This is a genomic window from Orrella sp. 11846 (assembly GCF_048820935.1).
In the GTDB taxonomy this organism is placed as follows: domain Bacteria; phylum Pseudomonadota; class Gammaproteobacteria; order Burkholderiales; family Burkholderiaceae_B; genus Algicoccus.
This window is the reverse complement of record NZ_JBMERD010000004.1, coordinates 68,419-87,543: the sequence shown is the minus strand read 5'-3', so window position 1 is coordinate 87,543 and position 19,125 is coordinate 68,419. Positions and strand designations below refer to the sequence as shown.

Here is a 19,125-nt window from a genome sequence, read left to right as displayed (position 1 = left end):
AACCGTGGTTATGTGACAATGACGATATTTACGTCGCTGTCCGCCATTTTACGCTGACTGATGAAACAACTGCTCATAGAACTCGATTCCGCGCCAGAAGCTTCGTTTGGCAACCTTATAATCGGTGACAATGCCGCCGCCATTGCGGCTGCTCGCGCCCTTAAACCCGGCGAAACACTGTACGTCTGGGGACAAAACGGGTGTGGTCGCTCACACCTGTTACAAGCCTACGCCCGTGAACAAAACGGGGCATATTTACACTCGGTGCGTGATGCTGACACCCTGCATCAGCTCGCCGAAGAAGAAAGTGTGCCGCACGCACTGGCGATTGATGACATTCATCTGGCACAGCCTGCGGTCTTAAATACAGTTTTTCGCCTGTACAATCTGTGGCGTGAACGGGGCACCGGGCCTCAGGCATTTAGCCTTGTCGTTTCAGGTCTCGTGGCACCTTTACAAATGGAATGTCGTGAAGACCTGAGAACACGATTAGGCTGGGGTGCTGTCTACCGATTGCTGCCATTGTCTGACACAGATAAACGGACGGCTTTAAAAAGCTACGCAGATGCGCGCCACGTGCCCATCAAAGAAGAAATTTTAAATTGGCTACTCACGCATGGTTCACGCGACATTCGGGTGCTCTTTGACTGCATCAGTGCATTGGATGAATATTCACTCATCACACACCGGCCCGTGACATTGCCTTTACTCAAAACCATGCTTGCTGAAAGAAACATCAACAACTCATGACCACACCTATGACTGCATCACGCCTTGCATTATTTGATCTCGATCACACCTTACTCCCCATGGATAGTGACTATCAATGGGCCGATTTCTTAGCTCGAACAGGACGTGCCGGCGACCCTGAACAGGCACGCGCTCGAAACGATGAGCTCATGCATCAGTACAACGAAGGGGTTCTAACTGCTCAAGAAGCCGCTGAATTTATGTTGGGCCTATTGGCCGCCCACAGCCCTGTCGAGCTCGCTCGCTTTCACGATGAGTTTATGCGCGAAGTGGTGTGGCCCGCGATCACGGAACAGGCTGTGAACCTTGTCCATGCTCACCAAGAGGCTGGTGACCTTTGCGCGATTGTGACTGCGACCAACACCTTTGTAACCGCCCCCATCGCCCGAGCGTTTGGCATTCAGCATCTGATTGCCACCGACCCTCAGTATGTGCAAGGTCGTTACACTGGCAAAATCGAAGGCATTCCCAGCTTTCAGGCAGGTAAAATTACACGTGTCAATGCATGGCTTGAAGGCCTAGGGCGTCAAATGTCCGATTACGAGACCGTTTACTTTTACAGCGATTCTGTCAATGACTTGCCTTTAATGGAAGTCGTCTCAAACCCGATTGCAACCAACCCCAGTGACAGCTTGAGAAAAATTGCCCAAGAGCGCCAATGGACCATCCTTGATCTGTTTCACGAACAGGCAGACCAGAAATCCTGATGATCACCAGAACCCTCAAAGGCTTCGTTAAACGCCTGATTAAACAACCGGCCAAACCATCCATCCGACTGGCACGCGATGTCCACCAGATTGATCGCAGGCTGGTAAGTCGCCACGCGATCAAAGTTTGTGAGGTTTTGCAAAAGGCTGGCTATGAAGCCTATGTCGTGGGTGGTGCGGTTCGAGATTTACTCATCGGCATTGAACCCACCGATTTTGATGTGGCCACAAGCGCAACCCCCGAACAAGTGCGGCCTTTATTTCGTCGCGCTCGCATTATTGGGCGCCGTTTCCGCTTGGTGCATGTTGTCTTTGGCTCTGAGGTTATCGAAACATCGACATTTCGGGCGCCCGCTGAAGATGGCTCACCGACCGATGATCACGGTCGCATTCTACGCGACAACGTCTTTGGCACCCATGAGCAGGATGCAGCACGGCGTGACTTAACGATCAATGCGCTTTATTACGATCCCATCACAGAAATCGTTGTTGATTTTCATCAAGGGGTCAAAGATCTCCATGATCGCCAAATTCGCATGATTGGCGACCCTGAGACCCGCTATCGTGAAGATCCGGTCCGCATGCTGCGTGCCGTACGTTTTGCGGTCAAATTACGTGCAGACATTGAACCAGCCACCCAAGCACCTATTCCTAAATTAGCCGCCCTCATTGAAAACGTCCCAGCAGCTCGCGTCTTTGATGAGATGTACAAGCTTCTCACGTGCGGGCACGCCATGGATTGCCTAAAAGCCTTACGTGAAAACGGACTGCACAGCGGTTTATTGCCATTGCTGGACGTGGTGCTTGAAGACCCAGAGGGTTTGCACTTCATCGAGTTAGCACTTGAGCGCACCGACAAACGGGTCCGTACCGGCAAATCAGTCAGCCCAAGCTTCTTGTATGCTGCTTTGCTTTGGCCACAAGTAAACAAACGTTGGCAGCGACGTTTTCAAGCGGGTGAGCACAGCATTCCGGCACTGATTGCAGCAGCTGATGATGTGCTCAATGAACAAGGCGAAACGCTCGCCATTCAACGTCGGATCAGCTCTGACATGCGTGAAATTTGGTTTATGCAACCACGCTTTGAACGACGTATCCCAAAACGCATCTTTGCACTCACAGAGCAGCCACGATTTCGGGCGGCAGTCGACTTTCTGCAAATGCGTGCCGCCAGTGATGAGTTCGATAGTGTGCTTGCGCAATGGTGGATGGATTTGGCCGATGCACCGATCTCCATGAGAAAAGAGATGATCGATGCGCTTAGAGACACGCAGCCTTCTCACTCGATTAAACGTAGACGTAGACCGCGGCGCAGAAAACCAGCCGCGACCCCAACCTCAGACTAATTATTCCCCCTGCTTATGAAGACCGTACAGCACACCAATCTTGACTCTCTGGTGCTCCTAGGACTGGGTGCGAATCTGGGCGATCCTGCGCAAACTCTGGTGGATGCTGTCAAGCAAATTGCGCAAGAGGCCGGGATCACACTGATCCAAAGCGCATCACTCTACCAAAGCGCGCCAGTCGATGCGCCAGGCCCTCATTACGTCAATACCGCGGTCTTGATTCGGACAACTTTGAGGCCTTCAGAACTCTTACAGCGCACGCAAGCCATCGAACATGCTTTTGGTCGCCAGCGCAGTGTACGCAATGCGCCCCGCACGTTAGACATTGACTTGCTCTGGCACGAGCATCTGCAATCAGACGCAACCGAGCTGATTTTGCCGCATCCTCGACTGCATCAACGGGCTTTTGTTCTAAAACCTTTGATTGAGCTTTTGGGGCCAGATTTCATCGTTCAGCAACAAACCGCCCAGCATTGGCTAAGCCTTTGCCAAGATCAGGTTTGTGAAAAGATTCCCAGCACAATATAAAAAAATTTGGCACAGCCCAATCGGACTGCGCCAAATCTCATTTCAAGCGCCGAACAAGCTTCTGTCTTTAGATTGCGCCGTTCTTACGCATGGTATCCACAGCTGTTTGATCACGGCCAAGTTCTTTGAGAATACTGTCGGTATGCTCACCTAAAGCAGGCACCGCATCCATTCTCGGAACGAACTCGCTGTTAATACCGGGTGGCAAGAGTGATGGTAGCTGACCGACTGGGCTTGGAATTTCACGCCAGCGATCACGGGCTTTCAATTGCGGATGTGCCCAGACATCTTTCATCTCATTGACACGGGCGTTCGCAATCTGTGCATCCTCGAGGCGTTCCACCACCTGATCCATCGTCAAATCTGCAAACGCTTGCGTAATCAGCGCGGTTAAAGCATCTCGATTGGCAATACGCTTAGAGTTCAGGTCATAATCGGCATCATCTGCCAACTCTGGCTTACTCAGAACTTTGTCACAGAACACACGCCATTCGCGCTCATTTTGCAGGCCCAACATCACCGTGGAACCATCGCCAACCGGAAATGGTCCATATGGGAAGATCGTTGCGTGCGCAGCCCCTGCGCGCGGTGGTGGCTCTGCCCCTTCAAATGCGTAGTACAACGGAAAGTTCATCCACTCAACCATACTCTCGAGCATGGACACATCCACCTGACTGCCGCGCCCAGTTTTCTGACGCAACAATAAGGCATTCAAAATCCCAGAATAAGCGTACATACCTGCTGCGATATCCGCAATCGAGCAACCTGCTTTGGCACCTGCTTCCGGTGAACCCGTGACAGAAACAAAGCCGCTTTCGCTTTGAATCAGCAAATCGTAGGCTTTCTTCGTCTCGTATGGGCCACCAATACCATAGCCGGTAATGTCGCAAACAATCAGTTTTGGAAACTTCTCTTTGAGTGCCTCATAAGACAAACCCATGCGAGCTGCCGCACCAGGCGCCAGATTCTGAACCAGCACATCAGCCTGTTCTAGCAAATCCACAAGTGCAGCCATGGCCTGCTCATCCTTGAGATTCAAGGTCAAGCTTTCTTTGGAGCGATTGGTCCACACAAAATGGGAGGCCATACCGCGCACACGTTCGTCATAGGCGCGCGCAAAGTCACCCACTTCAGGACGTTCAACTTTAATCACCCTCGCACCCATGTCAGCTAACTGACGCGTACAAAACGGTGCGGCGATCGCGTGCTCTAAACTGACGACGGTAATGCCGTCCAAAGGTCTTACTTGTGTCTGACTCATGGCGCAAACCTCAACTCTGCTTGATGCGCAAGTGTGTCATCCTGTGCAGCCCACAAACGAGCCACACCTGGTTCTTCAATCCGACCTTGCACAAAGAACTCACGCGGCGCAATCAATGGACGCAATCCGCGATAGGACAAATGCTCTAAGCGGGCATCGGGGTTGGCTTGTCTAAAAGCCTGAACCATACGCGTGGCAATCATGGGTCCATGCACAACCAAACCCGGATAACCTTCTTCTTGCGTCACATAAGGCTCATCGTAATGGATCCGATGCGTGTTAAACGTGATCGCTGAGTAGCGGAACAGCAACGTGGTTGTGGGATCTACCGTATCGCTCCACTGCGCTTCGGGCGCAGGCTCTGTACCAACCAGTTTGGGTGGTGTCGGTGCACGGTAGACAATATCTTGCTCTTCCAAGATCACGCGCTTACCGCTCTGTTCAACTTCGTGCGTGACGGTCACAAACAACAATGCACCTGTCTTACCTTGTTTTTCAACAATTTTCGACACGGTCGATGTGCGTGCAGCCGGCACACCGGCCAGTAAATCACCTTCAAACGTTACCCGACCGCCAGCCCACATCCGATTGCGGTTATCCGCTGGTGGCAAAAAACCACCTCGGGCTGGGTGGCCATCCGTACCCAACGCTTGCATTGGTGCGGCCTCCAAGAAATAGCACCAATGCCACAACACAGGCAAAGGCTCACCTTGCGCTGGCGCCGGCAATCCCAGAGTGGAGCTGATCCGGGCCGCATGGCCCAGATCCATCGCATCTTCAATTCTCTGTGATTTACCGATCCAGTTTTGTAACTGGACGTCACTCATAGTTCTTCCCTCTTAATTCAAACCCATTTTCTGGATACGTTCCTGGTGATATTTAGAATCACCAAACTGGAACTCCACAAAACCCAAACGCTTGAAGAAGTCACCCACCTCAAGTTCATCTGTCATGCCCATTCCGCCATGCAGTTGGACCGCTTTTTCACCCACAAACTGGGCGCCAGCTGCGACTTCATTTTTTGCCATCGCCACGCGTTTTGCACGCAAATCGGCAGGATCATCGGTCAAGGACAGTGCACACACATACGCGTGAGAAACCGCCATTTCCTGCTGAATCAGCATGTCAACGACATCAAACTGCAACGCTTGGAAGTTCATCAGTGGCTGACCAAACTGGTTACGCGTTTTTAGGTATTCCGTGGTGATTTCAATGAGCCGTTTCATGGCGCCCGCGGCATGCGCGCACAATGCAGTCATTGCATAATCCATACCCAACGCCACCATGTCTTGCGCGGCTGCACCGCGTGCCAGCAGAGCTTGTGCGGGAAGTGCCACATCAGCAAATGTCATATTGGCTGTACGAGACAAATCCATGGTTGGGAAATCATCTATGCTCACACCAGCAGCATCTGTCGGTACGATAAAGACTGCTTGCTCACCGTTTAACTCGGCATTGACGATCACGGCATTTGAAGCTGCACCATGCCAAATATTGCGTTTGGCACCTTTCAATACAAAACCGCCATCACGTTCAGAAGCTTGTGTCGTCACTGCTTGCGTGTCATAGCGCTGACCGGCCTCTTGCCAACCCACGGCCACAATGGCTTCACCTTCTGCAATGGCTGGCAGCCACTTCTCTTTGGCCTCTGTGTTCTCACTGGCGGCCAACATCACGACAGCCATCACAGCCCCCGTAATCACCGGCTCACTGACCAAACCGTAACCCAGTTCTTGATGTACAGCCAACATCGTGGCGGTACTCTCACCGAAGCCACCATAAGCTTCTGGCACCAATAAACCAGTGACACCCAATTCGACAAGATGCGCCCACGCTTGGCGATCCAGTTTTCCTTCGGCAAAACGACGGCGACGTTGTTCAAACGACCAGTTATCCGTCATCATTCTGCGCAAGCTGTCTGTCAGCATGCTTTGTTCATCTGAATAGGCAAAATCCATATCTCTTCCTGTTGTTCTGCAGTCTGTCAACAAATTCGTTTAGTCATCTAGCACTGGGCTTAGACACCGATGATGTGCTTCGCAATAATGCTTTTCTGCACTTCAGTCGTTCCACCGTAAATCGTCGTCTTACGCATATCGAAGTACGTGGCGCTACCACCGATATCCCATTCGTCGCCAGGGCCATGGAAGTCGTTTTCTGCGCGCATCCAGTCTGGATCGTAGGCCCAAGATTCCATGGCGGCCACTTCAAACTGCAAGCGTGCCAATTCCTGCTGCAACTCAGAGCCACGAATCTTCAGAATCGAAGCCTGGGGGCCAGGACCTGCGGTGCTATCTGCTGCCACACGCAACAACAACATTTCAAGTGCCATGACACGAGACTCAACTGCATTGATTTTGTCGAGCATACGGCTATTTTGTGCCATTGAACTGCCACCATCCATGGCACGTTTGGCCATGTTCTTCAGAATCATGAGTTCGCGGTGGCAATGACCGATACCGGCAATTCCCGTGCGTTCATGGCCCAACAGATACTTGGCGTATGTCCAGCCTTGGTTTTCTTCACCGACCAAGTTTTCAACAGGTGCTTCCACGTTTTCGAGCCAAACCTCGTTGACCTCGGCACCACCATCCAGCGTTTTAATTGGACGCACACTCACACCAGGCTGGCGCATATCGATCAGAATCATGGAGATTCCACGTTGCGCTTTGACTGAGGAGTCTGTCCGTGTCAAACAAAACATGTGGTCTGCGTGATGAGCCAATGTGGTCCAGGTTTTCTGACCATTGATGATGTATTTGTCACCAACACGCTCTGCACGTGTTTTCAGAGAAGCCAAATCTGAGCCAGAGCCTGGTTCAGAATAGCCCTGACACCACCAGTCATCCATCGTAATGATGCGGGGCAGGTAGTAGTCTTTTTGTTTTTGTGAGCCAAACTTCATCAACACCGGTCCAATCATGCTCAGACCAAACGACAACAGGCGAGGCGCACCGGCTTTAAAGGTTTCAATTTCAAAGATCAGGCGTTGTAAAGGCGTCCAACCAGTACCGCCATACTCCTTGGTCCAGGTGGGTGCACCCCAGCCGTGCTCGGCTAGAATACGGTGCCAGCGCACATAATCATCTTTTGAGAGGCGCTGGTGGCGCATCTGCTTTTCACGGATATCCGCGGGCAGATTTTTCTCTGTAAATTCTCGCACTTCACTGCGAAATGCAATTTCCTCTTCACTCCAAGACAAATCCATAGCGTCCTCTCTCGATTGACTCTCGATATGTTTTAAAAAATTCTAAACAAATAACTATCAAACCACACCTTAAAGCATTTTGCGCTTGCCTTATGTGTAGGCTCTCTTCAAAAGTGCAAAACCCACTTAGGAGCTATGCCACTTATTCTAATGAGGGATCATTTCGTTAAAAATCGAAATTAATCCAAATTAAAACTTCAATTGTTGTTTTAATAGTTACCATAACAAACTACCTGACTTTGCAACACATTTTGAATGGAGATAAAAACATGAGTGGTTTAATGGAAGGAAAAGTTGTCGTTGTCACCGGCTCCGGTGGCGGTATTGGTCGCGACATCGCTTTAGCCATGGGTGCTGCAGGCGCCAAAGTTGTCGTCAATGACATCGGTGCTGCCCTGTCCGGTGAAGGCCTCGAATCCGCACCTGCACAAAAAGTCGCCGACGAGATTAAAGCCGCTGGCGGTATCGCTGTTCCAAACACCGACAGCGTTGCAACACGTGCCAGCGCAAACGGCATTATCGAAACCGCCATGGATCACTTCGGTCGCATTGATGCCGTTGTGAACAATGCTGGTAACTTGCGTGACCGCATGTTCCACAAAATGAGCGATGAAGAATGGAGCCAGGTGCTCGACGTTCACCTGAACGGCACCTACTTCGTGAGCCGTGCAGCTGCCAACCATTTCCGTGAACAAGAGTCTGGCGCATTTGTGCACATGACGTCCACATCGGGTTTGATTGGTAACTTTGGCCAAGCCAACTATTCAGCTGCCAAGCTCGGCATTGTCGCTTTGTCCAAGTCCATCGCTCTGGACATGGGTCGCTACAACGTTCGCTCAAACTGCATTGCACCTTTTGCTTGGAGCCGCATGACAAGCTCCATTCCAGCCAACACACCGGAAGAAAAAGCCCGTGTTGCTAAAATGCAGAAAATGGAAGCCGCTAAAGTGGCTCCGATGGTTGTGTTCCTGGCCAGCGATGCCGCCAAAGGCATTAGCGCACAGATCTTTGGTGTACGCGCCAATGAAATCATGCTCTTTAGCCAGCCACGTCCAATCCGTTCGGTCCACATGAGCGACGGCTGGACACCCGAGTCCATCGCAGAAATCGCGGCACCAGCACTCCAGCACCACTTTGTGCCTATGGAGCGCTCACCTGAAGCGATCAACTGGGATCCGATCTAATTACTGTATAGAACTGATGGAGGTAATGGTATGACTGAACCAAGGCACGCACCGCTTGATGGTGTGCGCGTTTTGGATTTGTCCCGTGTTCTGGCTGGCCCGTTCTGCGGCCAGACACTGGCCGACCTAGGCGCAGACGTCATTAAAGTTGAACGACCGGATGCCGGTGATGACACACGCGCCTGGGGACCTCCCTATCTTCGCGACGAACAAGGGCAAGACACCACAGAATCCGCTTACTATCTGAGTACGAACCGCAACAAACGATCCATCACGCTGGACTTATCCAGTGCAGAAGGTCAAGCTGCTGTTCGCAAACTCGCCAGTCAATGTGACATTCTCATTGAAAACTTCAAAGTCGGTGGTCTCAAAAAATACGGCCTAGATTACGACAGCCTTAAAGATGAGATGCCCGGATTGATTTACTGCTCAATTACAGGTTTCGGACAAAACGGTCCTTACGCCAAACGACCTGGTTATGATTTTATGATCCAGGGCATGGGTGGTCTCATGAGCATCACAGGTGAGCGCGATGGCATGCCAGGTGCTGGTCCTCAAAAAGCAGGGGTTGCCGTCAGTGATGTCATCACCGGACTGTATTCCACGATTGCGATTTTAGGTGCACTACAAGAACGCAATCGCAGCGGATTGGGTCAGCACATCGATATGGCGCTGTTGGACTGCCATATTGCCATGCTCGCCAATCAGCCATTGAACTACATGACTTCAGGCGAAGCGCCACAAAGAGCGGGTAATGCTCATCAAAACGTTGCGCCCTACCAAGTTTTTGAAACATCTGATGGTCACATGATCTTAGCCGTGGGCAATGATTCACAGTTCCGCAACTACTGCAAAGCCATCGAACGCGAGGATCTGGCCGACGATGCGCGTTTTGCGACAAACAGCCAACGGCTGGTGCATCGCAATGAACTCATTCCACAGCTTATTGAGATCATGCGTACCCGCAAACGTGATGACTGGATTGATATTTTTGAAAAAGTCGGTGTCCCTTGTGGCCCGATCCAATCCATCGATCAGGTGTTTGACCACCCACAAGTCAAAGCACGCGAAATCTGGAAAACCATTCCACATCCCGTTGCTGGCAGCTCGCCAACAACGGCCAACCCAATTAACTATTCGGAAACACCCATTGTGTACCGACGCCATGCCCCCATGCTGGGTGAGCATAGTGAAGAGATCAGGCGTGAATTTGGGCTTGATGACTAGCCAACACTCTTAATTCGGCCTGTTACCAACCTACGCAATCCTAAAACCTCGCCCAAATTGGCGAGGTTTTTTTTGAGCTGATGGTTGAACAATGTGCCTAATATGGTCCAAATGATCACTAAGAAAAATAAGCAAACATATGACGAACAAAATAAAATCGGTCTTTTTGTTCTTACGGAAATCTAAATAGATGAACCGACCCCCTACTAATCAAGACCAAGACGCCACGCGCTTAGACCTAGAACAATTAAAACCGTATGCAAAAAAGTACATTTGGTGGAAAACACCAGACGAAGCGGTTCAACAACCACAACGAGTCATCGCCCAAGTTATGGATATTGGCGATTTTGAAGACGCTTTAAATTTGCGCGAACTTGTCGGCGATGATATTTTCAGAAGCGTACTCACAAACGCTCAAGCTGGCTGGTTTAATGCTCGATCTTGGAACTATTGGCATCACAGACTCGGACTCGCAAAGCTTGGCCCGATTCCGGCCTTACCCACAAGGAAACTTGACCGTTCGTGATTATTTTTGTCATGCATAAATTGAATAAGGCCGCTTAAAGCGACCTTGTTTTTCATTCATCGCAACGATTCATAACAGGTCAAACCTTCATTGAGCTGACCTGTTGTGAAGCAGCTGCGTTTACGCCTTTTTCATGGAAATATCGGCAATGCGCATTGACCACTCTTGCGGTCCAGTCTGGTGAACTGATGATCCAGTCGCATCGACTGCGACAGTGACTGGCATATCGACGACGTCAAACTCATAGATCGCCTCCATGCCCAAATCTTCAAACGCCACCACTTTCGCTTTCTGAATGGCTTTAGCCACCAAGTAAGCCGCACCACCCACAGCCATCAGGTACGCCGATTTATGTTTACGGATGCTTTCAATCGCCACCGGACCACGTTCTGCTTTACCGATCATGGCAATCAGACCCGTTTCACCCAACATGGTTTCCGTAAACTTATCCATACGGGTCGATGTGGTGGGACCTGCTGGACCCATCACCTCATCACCCACGGGATCCACTGGACCCACGTAATAAATCACTCGATTGGTAAAGTCCACGGGCAATTGCTCACCTTTGGCCAACATATCCTGAATGCGCTTATGTGCTGCATCACGACCCGTCAGCATTTTGCCTGACAGTAATAAAGTCTCACCCGGTTTCCAACTCGCCACTTCTTCTGGTGTCAATGTGTCCAAATTAACTGGACGGGACGCTTTGTAATCAGGTGCCCAGTGCACATCAGGCCAATCTGACAGCGAAGGACGCTCTAATTCCGCTGGTCCACTGCCATCCAGTGTGAAATGAACGTGACGAGTCGCCGCACAGTTTGGGATCATGGCCACAGGTTTAGACGCTGCGTGCGTTGGGAAGCTCTTAATCTTCACGTCAAGCACGGTGGTTAAACCACCTAAACCTTGCGCACCAATGCCCAATGCGTTCACTTTTTCGTAGAGTTCCACACGAAGCTCTTCAGTCGGATTCGATGGACCACGGGCCAACAAATCCGCCATATCCAAGTCTTCCATCAGGGATTGTTTGGCCATCAAGACGGCTTTTTCAGCCGTTCCACCCACGCCAATCCCTAACATACCGGGTGGGCACCAACCTGCACCCATCAATGGCACGGTTTTAAGAACCCAATCAACAATCGAATCACTAGGGTTCAACATCGCCATCGTGGCTTTGTTTTCTGAACCACCGCCTTTGGCGGCTACTTGCACGTCAATCGTATTGCCTTGCACCAACTCGACCGACACAATACAGGGTGTGTTGTCTCGTGTGTTGCGACGCGTGAACAATGGGTCCTGTAAAACAGAAGCCCGCAAGGGGTTGTCTGCATTCAGATAACCACGGCGCACGCCTTCATCACAAATCTCTTGCAAATCCTGTCCGGACTCCAGGCGAACATCCATCCCGATTTTAAGGAAGATATTCACAATCCCTGTGTCCTGACAGATGGGCCGATGCCCTTCTGCACACATGCGCGAGTTCGTCAGAATCTGCGCCATCGCATCTTTGGCTGCCGGACTTTGTTCACGCTCATAAGCGCTGGCCAAATGTCGGATAAAGTCCGCTGGGTGGTAATAGCTAATAAACTGCACTGCATCCGCAATGGATTCAATCAGGTCAGATTCCTTGATCGTCACTGTCATACCGTCTACCTTATTTTGTCACTCTAAAAAATGGGTTAAATTTTTGCACGACGTGCAGAAAACGCTCTAGCGCCCTTTCCACTGCGGCGCACGTTTCTCTGTAAACGCCAACGCACCTTCTCGGGCATCTTCTGAAGCCAACACCGAAGCCACTAAAGGTGCTTGACGTTCAAACATTTCGGCTTGCGACCAGTCCAATCCTTCATTCACGATTCGTTTAGCCATTTGAACGGCCAACGGACCATTGCAAACAATACGTCTTGCCAACTCCAGTGCGGACTGCAAAGCCTCCCCGGGTTCGCATAACACGTTGACCATGCCTAATTCCGCTGCGCGTGTGGCTGGGAAATGCTCACCTGTCAAAATGAGCTCCATCGCGATGTGATACGGCAAACGACGTGGCAAGCGCAACATGCCACCGGCACCGGCCACCAGACCTCTTTTCACTTCGGGCAGACCCAGCTTAGCCGTATTGGACGCAACGATTAAGTCACAAGACAAGGCGATCTCAAAACCACCTGCCAGCGCATACCCTTCGATGGCTGCGATCAGTGGTTTGGTCGGTGGTTGATCTGTCAACCCAGCAAAACCTCGCCCTTCAACGCGTGCACGCTTGCCTGTTTGCGCAAAATCTTTCAAATCCATGCCTGCGCTAAACACACTGCCTGCACCTGTCAGGATACCTAGCTTGAGCGATGGATCTTCATCGAGTCGATCCATCGCTTTTGCCATTTGTTCAGCACAGGTGTAGTTAATGGCATTGCGCACGTCAGGCCGATCAATGGTAATGATCAGGATGCCGTCTTGTTCTTCAGTCCGTATTAGTTGTGTCACGACAGTTCAGTCTCCATACAGGTTTATGCTCGCAATTTCTCATAATAGTAGGCGATGCAAGCGCCTCTGAATGCCATTGCCTGACCTCGCTGCTAAAATGCTCAGCATCCTCGTCCTATTCTGACGTTACCAGCCTGGTCATTGACTGGCTGTTGCCGTTCAGACAGGGCATCATGAATCAACCAGAAAAATCTCACATGCTCTCATTTCAGCAAATCATTCTGAAACTTCAGAACTATTGGGACCAGCAGGGTTGCGCTCTGCTTCAACCCTACGACATGGAAGTCGGGGCAGGTACGTCCCACACCGCCACGTTCCTACGTGCCATTGGACCAGAACCTTGGCGTGCAGCCTATGTTCAGCCTTCACGGCGTCCCAACGACGGTCGCTATGGACAGAACCCCAATCGACTCCAGCACTACTATCAGTATCAGGTCGTTTTAAAGCCCGCACCGCCCAATATTCAGGAACTCTATCTAGATTCCTTGCGCGTCATTGGCATTGACCCCAAAGAGCACGACATTCGCTTTGTTGAAGATGACTGGGAAAACCCTACACTGGGTGCCTGGGGACTGGGCTGGGAAGTCTGGCTTAACGGCATGGAAGTCACGCAGTTCACCTACTTCCAACAAGTCGGTGGCTTAGACTGCACTCCAACCATGGGCGAAATCACCTACGGTCTTGAACGTTTGGCCATGTATCTACAAAACGTGGAAAGCGTCTATGACTTATTGTGGACACGTCAGGGCGATCGGAACCTGAGCTATGGCGATGTGTTCCATCAGAACGAAGTGGAGCAATCCGCTTACAACTTTGAGCACGCCGACATTCCTACCCTGTTTGAGCATTTTTCAGACTACGAAGCACAAGCCAAACGCCTCATGGAAGTGCCTTTGCCGCTGCCCGCTTATGAAGCGACGCTCAAAGCTGCTCACACATTTAACCTGCTTGATGCACGGGGCGCTATCAGTGTGACTGAACGTGCCGCCTACATCGGCCGCATTCGTCACTTGTCGCGTGCCGTTGCCCAAGCCTATTACGAATCACGAGAAGCACTCGGATTTCCGATGCTCCAATCGCATGAGGCCAAAGCCTGATGACTGCCACACCCTTGTCTGACCCCCGCACAGCATCTTTGCTAATTGAATTACGCACCGAAGAATTGCCCCCAAAAGCTTTACAACGCTTAAGCGATACGTTTGGGCAAGCCATTTACGACGCACTCAAAGCGCAGCATCTTTTACAAGCTGACAGCGAACTCAAGGTGTTTGCGACACCACGCCGTCTGGCTGCACACATCACACACGTCCAATCGGTCGCTGCTGATCAACCTTTTACCGAAAAGCTCATGCCCGCCAAAATCGGGCTCGATGCACAAGGCCAATTTACACCCGCTCTTGAAAAACGGCTGGCGGCTAAAAGCTTAGCGCACCTGACACCGCAAGACATCACACAAGTCGATGAAGGCAAACAAGTTTTTTTAGTGGCCAGTGGCACCCGACCTGGTGTGCAACTACAAGCCTGCCTGCAGGAAATTGTGCAGTCTGCTTTAGACAGCTTGCCCATTCCAAAAGTCATGCGTTATCAACTGGCCGATGGCCAAACGACAGTCAGCTTTGTGCGCCCAGCACATGGTCTGGTGGCCTTACACGCTGATCAAATTGTGCCCATCGAGATTCTTGGTTTAACAGCAGATCGAGTGACTCAAGGTCATCGCTTTCTGGCGCCCGAATCGTTTGAGATTCAACAGGCTGACGACTACGAATCAGAACTCGCCAAGCGTTATGTGGTGGCTAGCTTTCAGGCACGTCATCAAGAAATCTCTGACAAACTACAAGCTGCAGCAAGCGAACACAACGCTACACTAGGCACTGATCCAGCAGTCGATGCTTTATTGAATGAAGTCACCGCATTGGTGGAAACGGTTGCAATCTACACGGGGGAGTTTGAATCCCGATTCCTCGATGTTCCGCAAGAGTGTCTAATTTTGACCATGCGCTTGAATCAGAAATACTTCCCTTTGTTTGATCCGCAAACGAATAAACTCACCAACCGCTTTTTGATTGTCAGCAACATGCCCATCGACAATCCAGCGCATATCATCGAAGGCAACGAGCGAGTCATTCGCCCACGTTTGGCCGATGCGGAGTTTTTCTATACTACGGACAGCAAGCAACCTCTCGCATCGCGTGTTGCGGTGTTAGACAACATGGTCTATCACAACAAATTGGGGAGCGAAGGCGAGCGCGTCAAACGACTGCGTGACACGGCCAGCTGGATTGGTCGTCAACTCGGTGCCGATGTGGCTTTGTGCGATCGGGCTGCAGAACTGGCCAAAGCCGATCTATCGACTCTCATGGTGGGTGAGTTTCCTGAACTACAGGGCATTATTGGCGGTGATTACGCGCGCCATGATCAAGAGCCTGAATCCGTCGCCAGTGCCATTGCCAAACAATATCAAATTCGCTGGACTGCACCAGTCACGACAAATGATTTGCCCGGGATTGCCCTTTACATGGCAGAACGTGCGCAGACTCTGATCGGTATCTGGGGTATCGGTTTGTCCCCTACGGGTGAACGCGATCCCTTTGGATTGCGTCGTGCCGCATTGGGCTTAATTAGCGCGTTTGAGCAACTCCAAGCAGGTGGTTTCTTAGCGCTCACGGGTGAGCCCGTGATGACACTCGAAGCACTTCTACAAGCCACTTTCCAAAGCTTTAGCGATCAAGCCGCACTGGCGCCTGAAACGGTTGCTGAAGTCACCGAGTTTGTACGTGAGCGTTACCGTAACCAACGCATGCAATCTGACAACCGTCAGGTGGTTGAAGCGGTTTTCGCGTTGCCTGTCCCACTGGAGCAAATCGTTGCTCGCATTGCGGCCACCCAAACATTCCTAGGCACACCACAAGCACAAAGTCTGGCCGCTGCCAATAAACGCATCAGCAACATTTTGAAGAAAGTCGAGGGTGATCTGCCTGACGTCAATCCAAATTTGATGACCGAAGCCGCAGAACAAGCGCTACATACCCATCTGGCAGCGGTCGAACCCATTGTTCAAGCACACATGCAAGAAGCAGCATATACAGAGGCACTCTCTGCACTAGCTGCACTACGAGAACCGGTTGATGCATTTTTTGAGACGGTGATGGTCATGGCACCAGACGAAGCCGTTCGACAAAACCGCTTAGCGCTCCTGAAGCGACTCCATCAAACGATGAACCAAGTCGCTGATCTGTCGGGTCTCGCAACATGAAACTGATCATCCTGGACCGCGACGGCGTCATCAACCATGACAGTGACAATTACATTCGTCATCCGGATGAGTGGCAGCCCATTGATGGCAGTTTGGAAGCGATTGCCCGCTTACACCAAGCGGGCTGGAAAATCGTGGTTGCTACCAATCAGTCAGGGCTAGCTCGGGGTTATTTTGATGGGGCAACTCTGAATGCTATGCATCAGAAATGCCGTCAAATGCTGTACGCCTTGGGTGGCGCCATCGATGCATTTTTTGTGTGTCCGCATGGACCCGATGATCATTGCAACTGCCGTAAACCAGCGCCTGGCTTATTTCAGATGATTTCTGAGCGCTTTGATCGGTCACTCGCCGGTGTACCCGTGGTTGGCGACACCCTGCGCGATCTACAAGCGGGCACCGCTTGTGGCTGTGACCCTTGGTTGGTCATGACAGGCAAAGGCGAGCGTTACAAAGATCACGCAGATCTACCGCCCCAAACCCGACAAGCGGCGGATTTGCGAGAGGTCGTTGATCAGATCTTGCGGGAAACCTCATCATGATAGGGACGATTCGAGCGACGTTGTATTACCTGGTGCTGGTTATCAGCGTCATTCCTTATTCATTTTTTACCGTGTTATGTGCTCCATTGCCCAGACACTGGCGTTATCGCTTAACTGTGGGCTGGCCGCGGTTTGCGATGTATGCCGCACGTTGGATCTGTGGCGTGCGTTGGGAGGTCAAAGGTTGGGAAAACTTACCAGATGGGCCAGGCGTTATTCTTTCCAAGCACCAGTCCGCCTGGGAAACCTTGTTTTTTCCAAGTTCGATGCCACGTGAAGTCTGTTTTGTCTACAAACGCGAACTGCACAAGATTCCGTTTTTTGGATGGGGACTGGCCTTACTGAAATGGATTCCGATTGATCGATCCAAAGGCAAAGAAGCGTTTGCTCAAGTGGTCAAACAAGGACAGGAACGTCTAGATGAAGGTCGCTGGCCTATCTTGTTCCCAGAAGGCACGCGCGTCGCACCTGGAAAAATGGGCCGCTTCAAGATGGGAGGTGCTTTGTTAGCACAACGCTGCAATGTGCCGGTTATTCCAGTTGCCCACAATGCGGGTGATTTCTGGCCACGCAATTCATGGCGCAAGCAACCAGGAACGATCACCGTCTCGATTGGCCCAGTCATTCCGTCTGAAGGTTTGACTGCTGAGGAACTTAATCAGAAAGTCCTTGAATGGATCGAAGACGAAATGATCCAAATTTCTCGGACACCCATGACCAAACGTTCTGTCAAAAACGTCCCGAACAAAAACGCTGCTAACAAAAACACATCAAACGCATGAGCCGACAACTTTCTCTGGATTTTGGTACAACGCCTGACTCCGCCTCTGAAACATCTGGGAGCATGCTGGGTCAGCGTATGTTGTATCAATCGCAGTCTGGACAGTTGTACTACGAACTTGTGCGTTCCAAACGGCGCTCAATTGGTTTACAAATTCAGGATCATGGTCTGCGCATCACTGCACCACACTGGGTGAGTTTGCCGCAAATTGAAGAAGCCATTGAAACCCGTTTTAACTGGATCACCCAAAAGCTCCAGCTGGTCCAGCAACGCCAACAACTGCAACAACAAAACCAACAGCGTTGGCAATTTGGTGGACAAATTCCTTTCTTAGGTCAAGCCATCATCTTGCGCCAAGGCGTTCACCCCGAGCAACCACACCCTGGAAAAATCTGGTTTGATGGTGACAATCAATCCGACCAACCTTCAGGCCATCTGTGGTTGCCACTACCCAACGACGCAGACTCACGGCGTATTCAAGAAATGACGCAAGCGTGGCTGCAACAACAAGCCATTGTCTGGTTTGGACGTCGTTTACAGTACTTTGAAGCCCGTCAAGCGCCAATGCCGAGTAGTTGGCGCTTATCGAATGCCCGAACACGCTGGGGCTCTTGCAGCAGTCAAAAACGTATCAATCTCAACTGGCGATTGATTCACTTTGAGCTGCCTGTGATCGATTATGTAATCGCCCATGAACTTGCCCACCTCAAGGAGATGAATCACAGCCCAGCCTTCTGGAAAACGCTGCAAACCATCTACCCGGACTATCTGCAAGGTCATCAAAAACTAAAAGCTTACCGACCGGGTGATTTACCAACTGTGTAATCAAATGAGACTTTCACACGGTCAACATTGATGCCATCAGCCCAATCCGTTAACCTGACAATGTCAATTTCTGATAACTCTATCTTCATTCATCTGATTTCATGAGGATTTTATTTATGCGTTTACTTCATACGATGCTGCGTGTTGGCAATCTTGAGCGTTCATTAGCGTTTTATACCGATGTTCTGGGTATGCGCTTGTTACGTCAAAAAGACTACCCCGACGGTCGCTTTACACTGGCTTTTGTGGGCTATGACGATGAAGACAAAGCCACTGTGCTGGAGCTAACCCATAACTGGGACACCACCGAATACGATTTGGGCACAGGGTATGGTCACATTGCGATCGAAGTCGAGAATGCCGCCAAAGCCTGTGATGACGCACGCGCACGCGGTGGCAAAGTCACCCGTGAAGCTGGCCCCATGAAGCATGGCACCACTGTGATCGCCTTTGTGGAAGATCCGGATGGCTATAAAATCGAGTTCATCGAGCGTAAAACCGCCTAACGA

Annotated in this window: 19 protein-coding genes; 13 read left to right on the top strand and 6 right to left on the bottom strand. The window is 51.0% G+C overall.

All coding sequences use genetic code 11. The annotated features are described in order from the left end of the window. Positions 1-60 precede the first annotated feature (60 nt). From ACOI06_RS04630 to folK, 4 genes are read left to right on the top strand one after another with little or no spacing between them, the layout of a single operon-like run. Positions 61-750, top strand: coding sequence for an HdaA/DnaA family protein (locus ACOI06_RS04630; protein WP_420661348.1), 690 nt, complete (start codon positions 61-63; stop codon positions 748-750). An 8-nt stretch (positions 751-758) separates the two neighbouring features. Beyond that, the gene (locus tag ACOI06_RS04625; RefSeq protein ID WP_420661473.1) at positions 759-1,457 is read left to right on the top strand and encodes an HAD family hydrolase; all 699 of its coding nucleotides are present in this window, start codon (positions 759-761) and stop codon (positions 1,455-1,457) included. After that, positions 1,457-2,803: a polynucleotide adenylyltransferase PcnB gene (pcnB, locus tag ACOI06_RS04620; protein ID WP_420661347.1), complete on the top strand. Its 1,347-nt coding sequence runs from the start codon at positions 1,457-1,459 to the stop codon at positions 2,801-2,803. The genes ACOI06_RS04625 and pcnB overlap by 1 nt, the downstream gene beginning before the upstream one ends. Before the next feature lie 15 nt (positions 2,804-2,818). Continuing rightward, complete coding sequence (gene folK, locus ACOI06_RS04615; protein WP_420661346.1) at positions 2,819-3,331, top strand: 2-amino-4-hydroxy-6-hydroxymethyldihydropteridine diphosphokinase; 513 nt, start codon at positions 2,819-2,821, stop codon at positions 3,329-3,331. Positions 3,332-3,398: 67 nt separating this feature from the next. Here the strand turns inward: folK and ACOI06_RS04610 are convergent, their stop codons facing one another. The 4 genes from ACOI06_RS04610 to ACOI06_RS04595 are packed head-to-tail and all read right to left on the bottom strand — an operon-like array spanning position 3,399 to position 7,800. After that, positions 3,399-4,592: a CaiB/BaiF CoA transferase family protein gene (locus ACOI06_RS04610; protein ID WP_420661345.1), complete on the bottom strand. Its 1,194-nt coding sequence runs from the start codon at positions 4,590-4,592 to the stop codon at positions 3,399-3,401. Further along, positions 4,589-5,419: an FAS1-like dehydratase domain-containing protein gene (locus ACOI06_RS04605; RefSeq protein ID WP_420661344.1), complete on the bottom strand. Its 831-nt coding sequence runs from the start codon at positions 5,417-5,419 to the stop codon at positions 4,589-4,591. Before ACOI06_RS04605 ends, ACOI06_RS04610 begins: the two co-directional genes overlap by 4 nt. 12 nt (positions 5,420-5,431) lie before the next feature. Beyond that, the gene (locus ACOI06_RS04600; protein WP_420661343.1) at positions 5,432-6,550 is read right to left on the bottom strand and encodes an acyl-CoA dehydrogenase family protein; all 1,119 of its coding nucleotides are present in this window, start codon (positions 6,548-6,550) and stop codon (positions 5,432-5,434) included. Positions 6,551-6,609: 59 nt separating this feature from the next. Continuing rightward, positions 6,610-7,800, bottom strand: a complete 1,191-nt coding sequence (locus tag ACOI06_RS04595) for an acyl-CoA dehydrogenase family protein (RefSeq protein ID WP_420661342.1) — start codon at positions 7,798-7,800, stop codon at positions 6,610-6,612. Between the two features lie 269 nt (positions 7,801-8,069). On the opposite strand from ACOI06_RS04595, the gene ACOI06_RS04590 reads away from it, so the two are divergent. The 3 genes from ACOI06_RS04590 (at position 8,070) to ACOI06_RS04580 (ending at position 10,737) form a co-directional block, all read left to right on the top strand. Next, positions 8,070-8,984: an SDR family NAD(P)-dependent oxidoreductase gene (locus ACOI06_RS04590; protein WP_420661341.1), complete on the top strand. Its 915-nt coding sequence runs from the start codon at positions 8,070-8,072 to the stop codon at positions 8,982-8,984. Positions 8,985-9,014: 30 nt separating this feature from the next. Beyond that, the gene (locus tag ACOI06_RS04585) at positions 9,015-10,211 is read left to right on the top strand and encodes a CaiB/BaiF CoA transferase family protein (RefSeq protein ID WP_420661340.1); all 1,197 of its coding nucleotides are present in this window, start codon (positions 9,015-9,017) and stop codon (positions 10,209-10,211) included. Between the two features lie 190 nt (positions 10,212-10,401). After that, the gene (locus ACOI06_RS04580) at positions 10,402-10,737 is read left to right on the top strand and encodes a hypothetical protein (RefSeq protein ID WP_420661339.1); all 336 of its coding nucleotides are present in this window, start codon (positions 10,402-10,404) and stop codon (positions 10,735-10,737) included. A gap of 120 nt (positions 10,738-10,857) precedes the next feature. Here the strand turns inward: ACOI06_RS04580 and ACOI06_RS04575 are convergent, their stop codons facing one another. Together ACOI06_RS04575 and ACOI06_RS04570 are read right to left on the bottom strand one after the other, a co-directional pair. Beyond that, positions 10,858-12,381: a fumarate hydratase gene (locus ACOI06_RS04575; protein ID WP_420661338.1), complete on the bottom strand. Its 1,524-nt coding sequence runs from the start codon at positions 12,379-12,381 to the stop codon at positions 10,858-10,860. 66 nt (positions 12,382-12,447) lie between these two features. Beyond that, on the bottom strand, positions 12,448-13,215 hold the full coding sequence (locus ACOI06_RS04570) for a crotonase/enoyl-CoA hydratase family protein (protein WP_420661337.1): 768 nt from the start codon (positions 13,213-13,215) through the stop codon (positions 12,448-12,450). 197 nt (positions 13,216-13,412) lie between these two features. On the opposite strand from ACOI06_RS04570, the gene glyQ reads away from it, so the two are divergent. From glyQ to gloA, 6 genes are all read left to right on the top strand, one after another. Beyond that, positions 13,413-14,312 carry a glycine--tRNA ligase subunit alpha gene (glyQ, locus tag ACOI06_RS04565; protein ID WP_420661472.1) on the top strand — a complete coding sequence of 300 codons (900 nt, stop codon included), beginning with the start codon at positions 13,413-13,415 and terminating at the stop codon, positions 14,310-14,312. Further along, positions 14,312-16,468 carry a glycine--tRNA ligase subunit beta gene (gene glyS / locus ACOI06_RS04560; RefSeq protein WP_420661336.1) on the top strand — a complete coding sequence of 719 codons (2,157 nt, stop codon included), beginning with the start codon at positions 14,312-14,314 and terminating at the stop codon, positions 16,466-16,468. Before glyQ ends, glyS begins: the two co-directional genes overlap by 1 nt. Beyond that, positions 16,465-17,010 carry a D-glycero-beta-D-manno-heptose 1,7-bisphosphate 7-phosphatase gene (gene gmhB, locus ACOI06_RS04555; protein ID WP_420661335.1) on the top strand — a complete coding sequence of 182 codons (546 nt, stop codon included), beginning with the start codon at positions 16,465-16,467 and terminating at the stop codon, positions 17,008-17,010. Before glyS ends, gmhB begins: the two co-directional genes overlap by 4 nt. Further along, complete coding sequence (locus tag ACOI06_RS04550) at positions 17,007-17,792, top strand: lysophospholipid acyltransferase family protein (protein ID WP_420661334.1); 786 nt, start codon at positions 17,007-17,009, stop codon at positions 17,790-17,792. Before gmhB ends, ACOI06_RS04550 begins: the two co-directional genes overlap by 4 nt. Next, positions 17,789-18,616, top strand: coding sequence for a M48 family metallopeptidase (locus ACOI06_RS04545; protein ID WP_420661333.1), 828 nt, complete (start codon positions 17,789-17,791; stop codon positions 18,614-18,616). Before ACOI06_RS04550 ends, ACOI06_RS04545 begins: the two co-directional genes overlap by 4 nt. Before the next feature lie 116 nt (positions 18,617-18,732). Further along, positions 18,733-19,122: a lactoylglutathione lyase gene (gloA, locus tag ACOI06_RS04540; RefSeq protein ID WP_420661332.1), complete on the top strand. Its 390-nt coding sequence runs from the start codon at positions 18,733-18,735 to the stop codon at positions 19,120-19,122. The last annotated feature ends 3 nt before the right edge of the window (positions 19,123-19,125 follow it).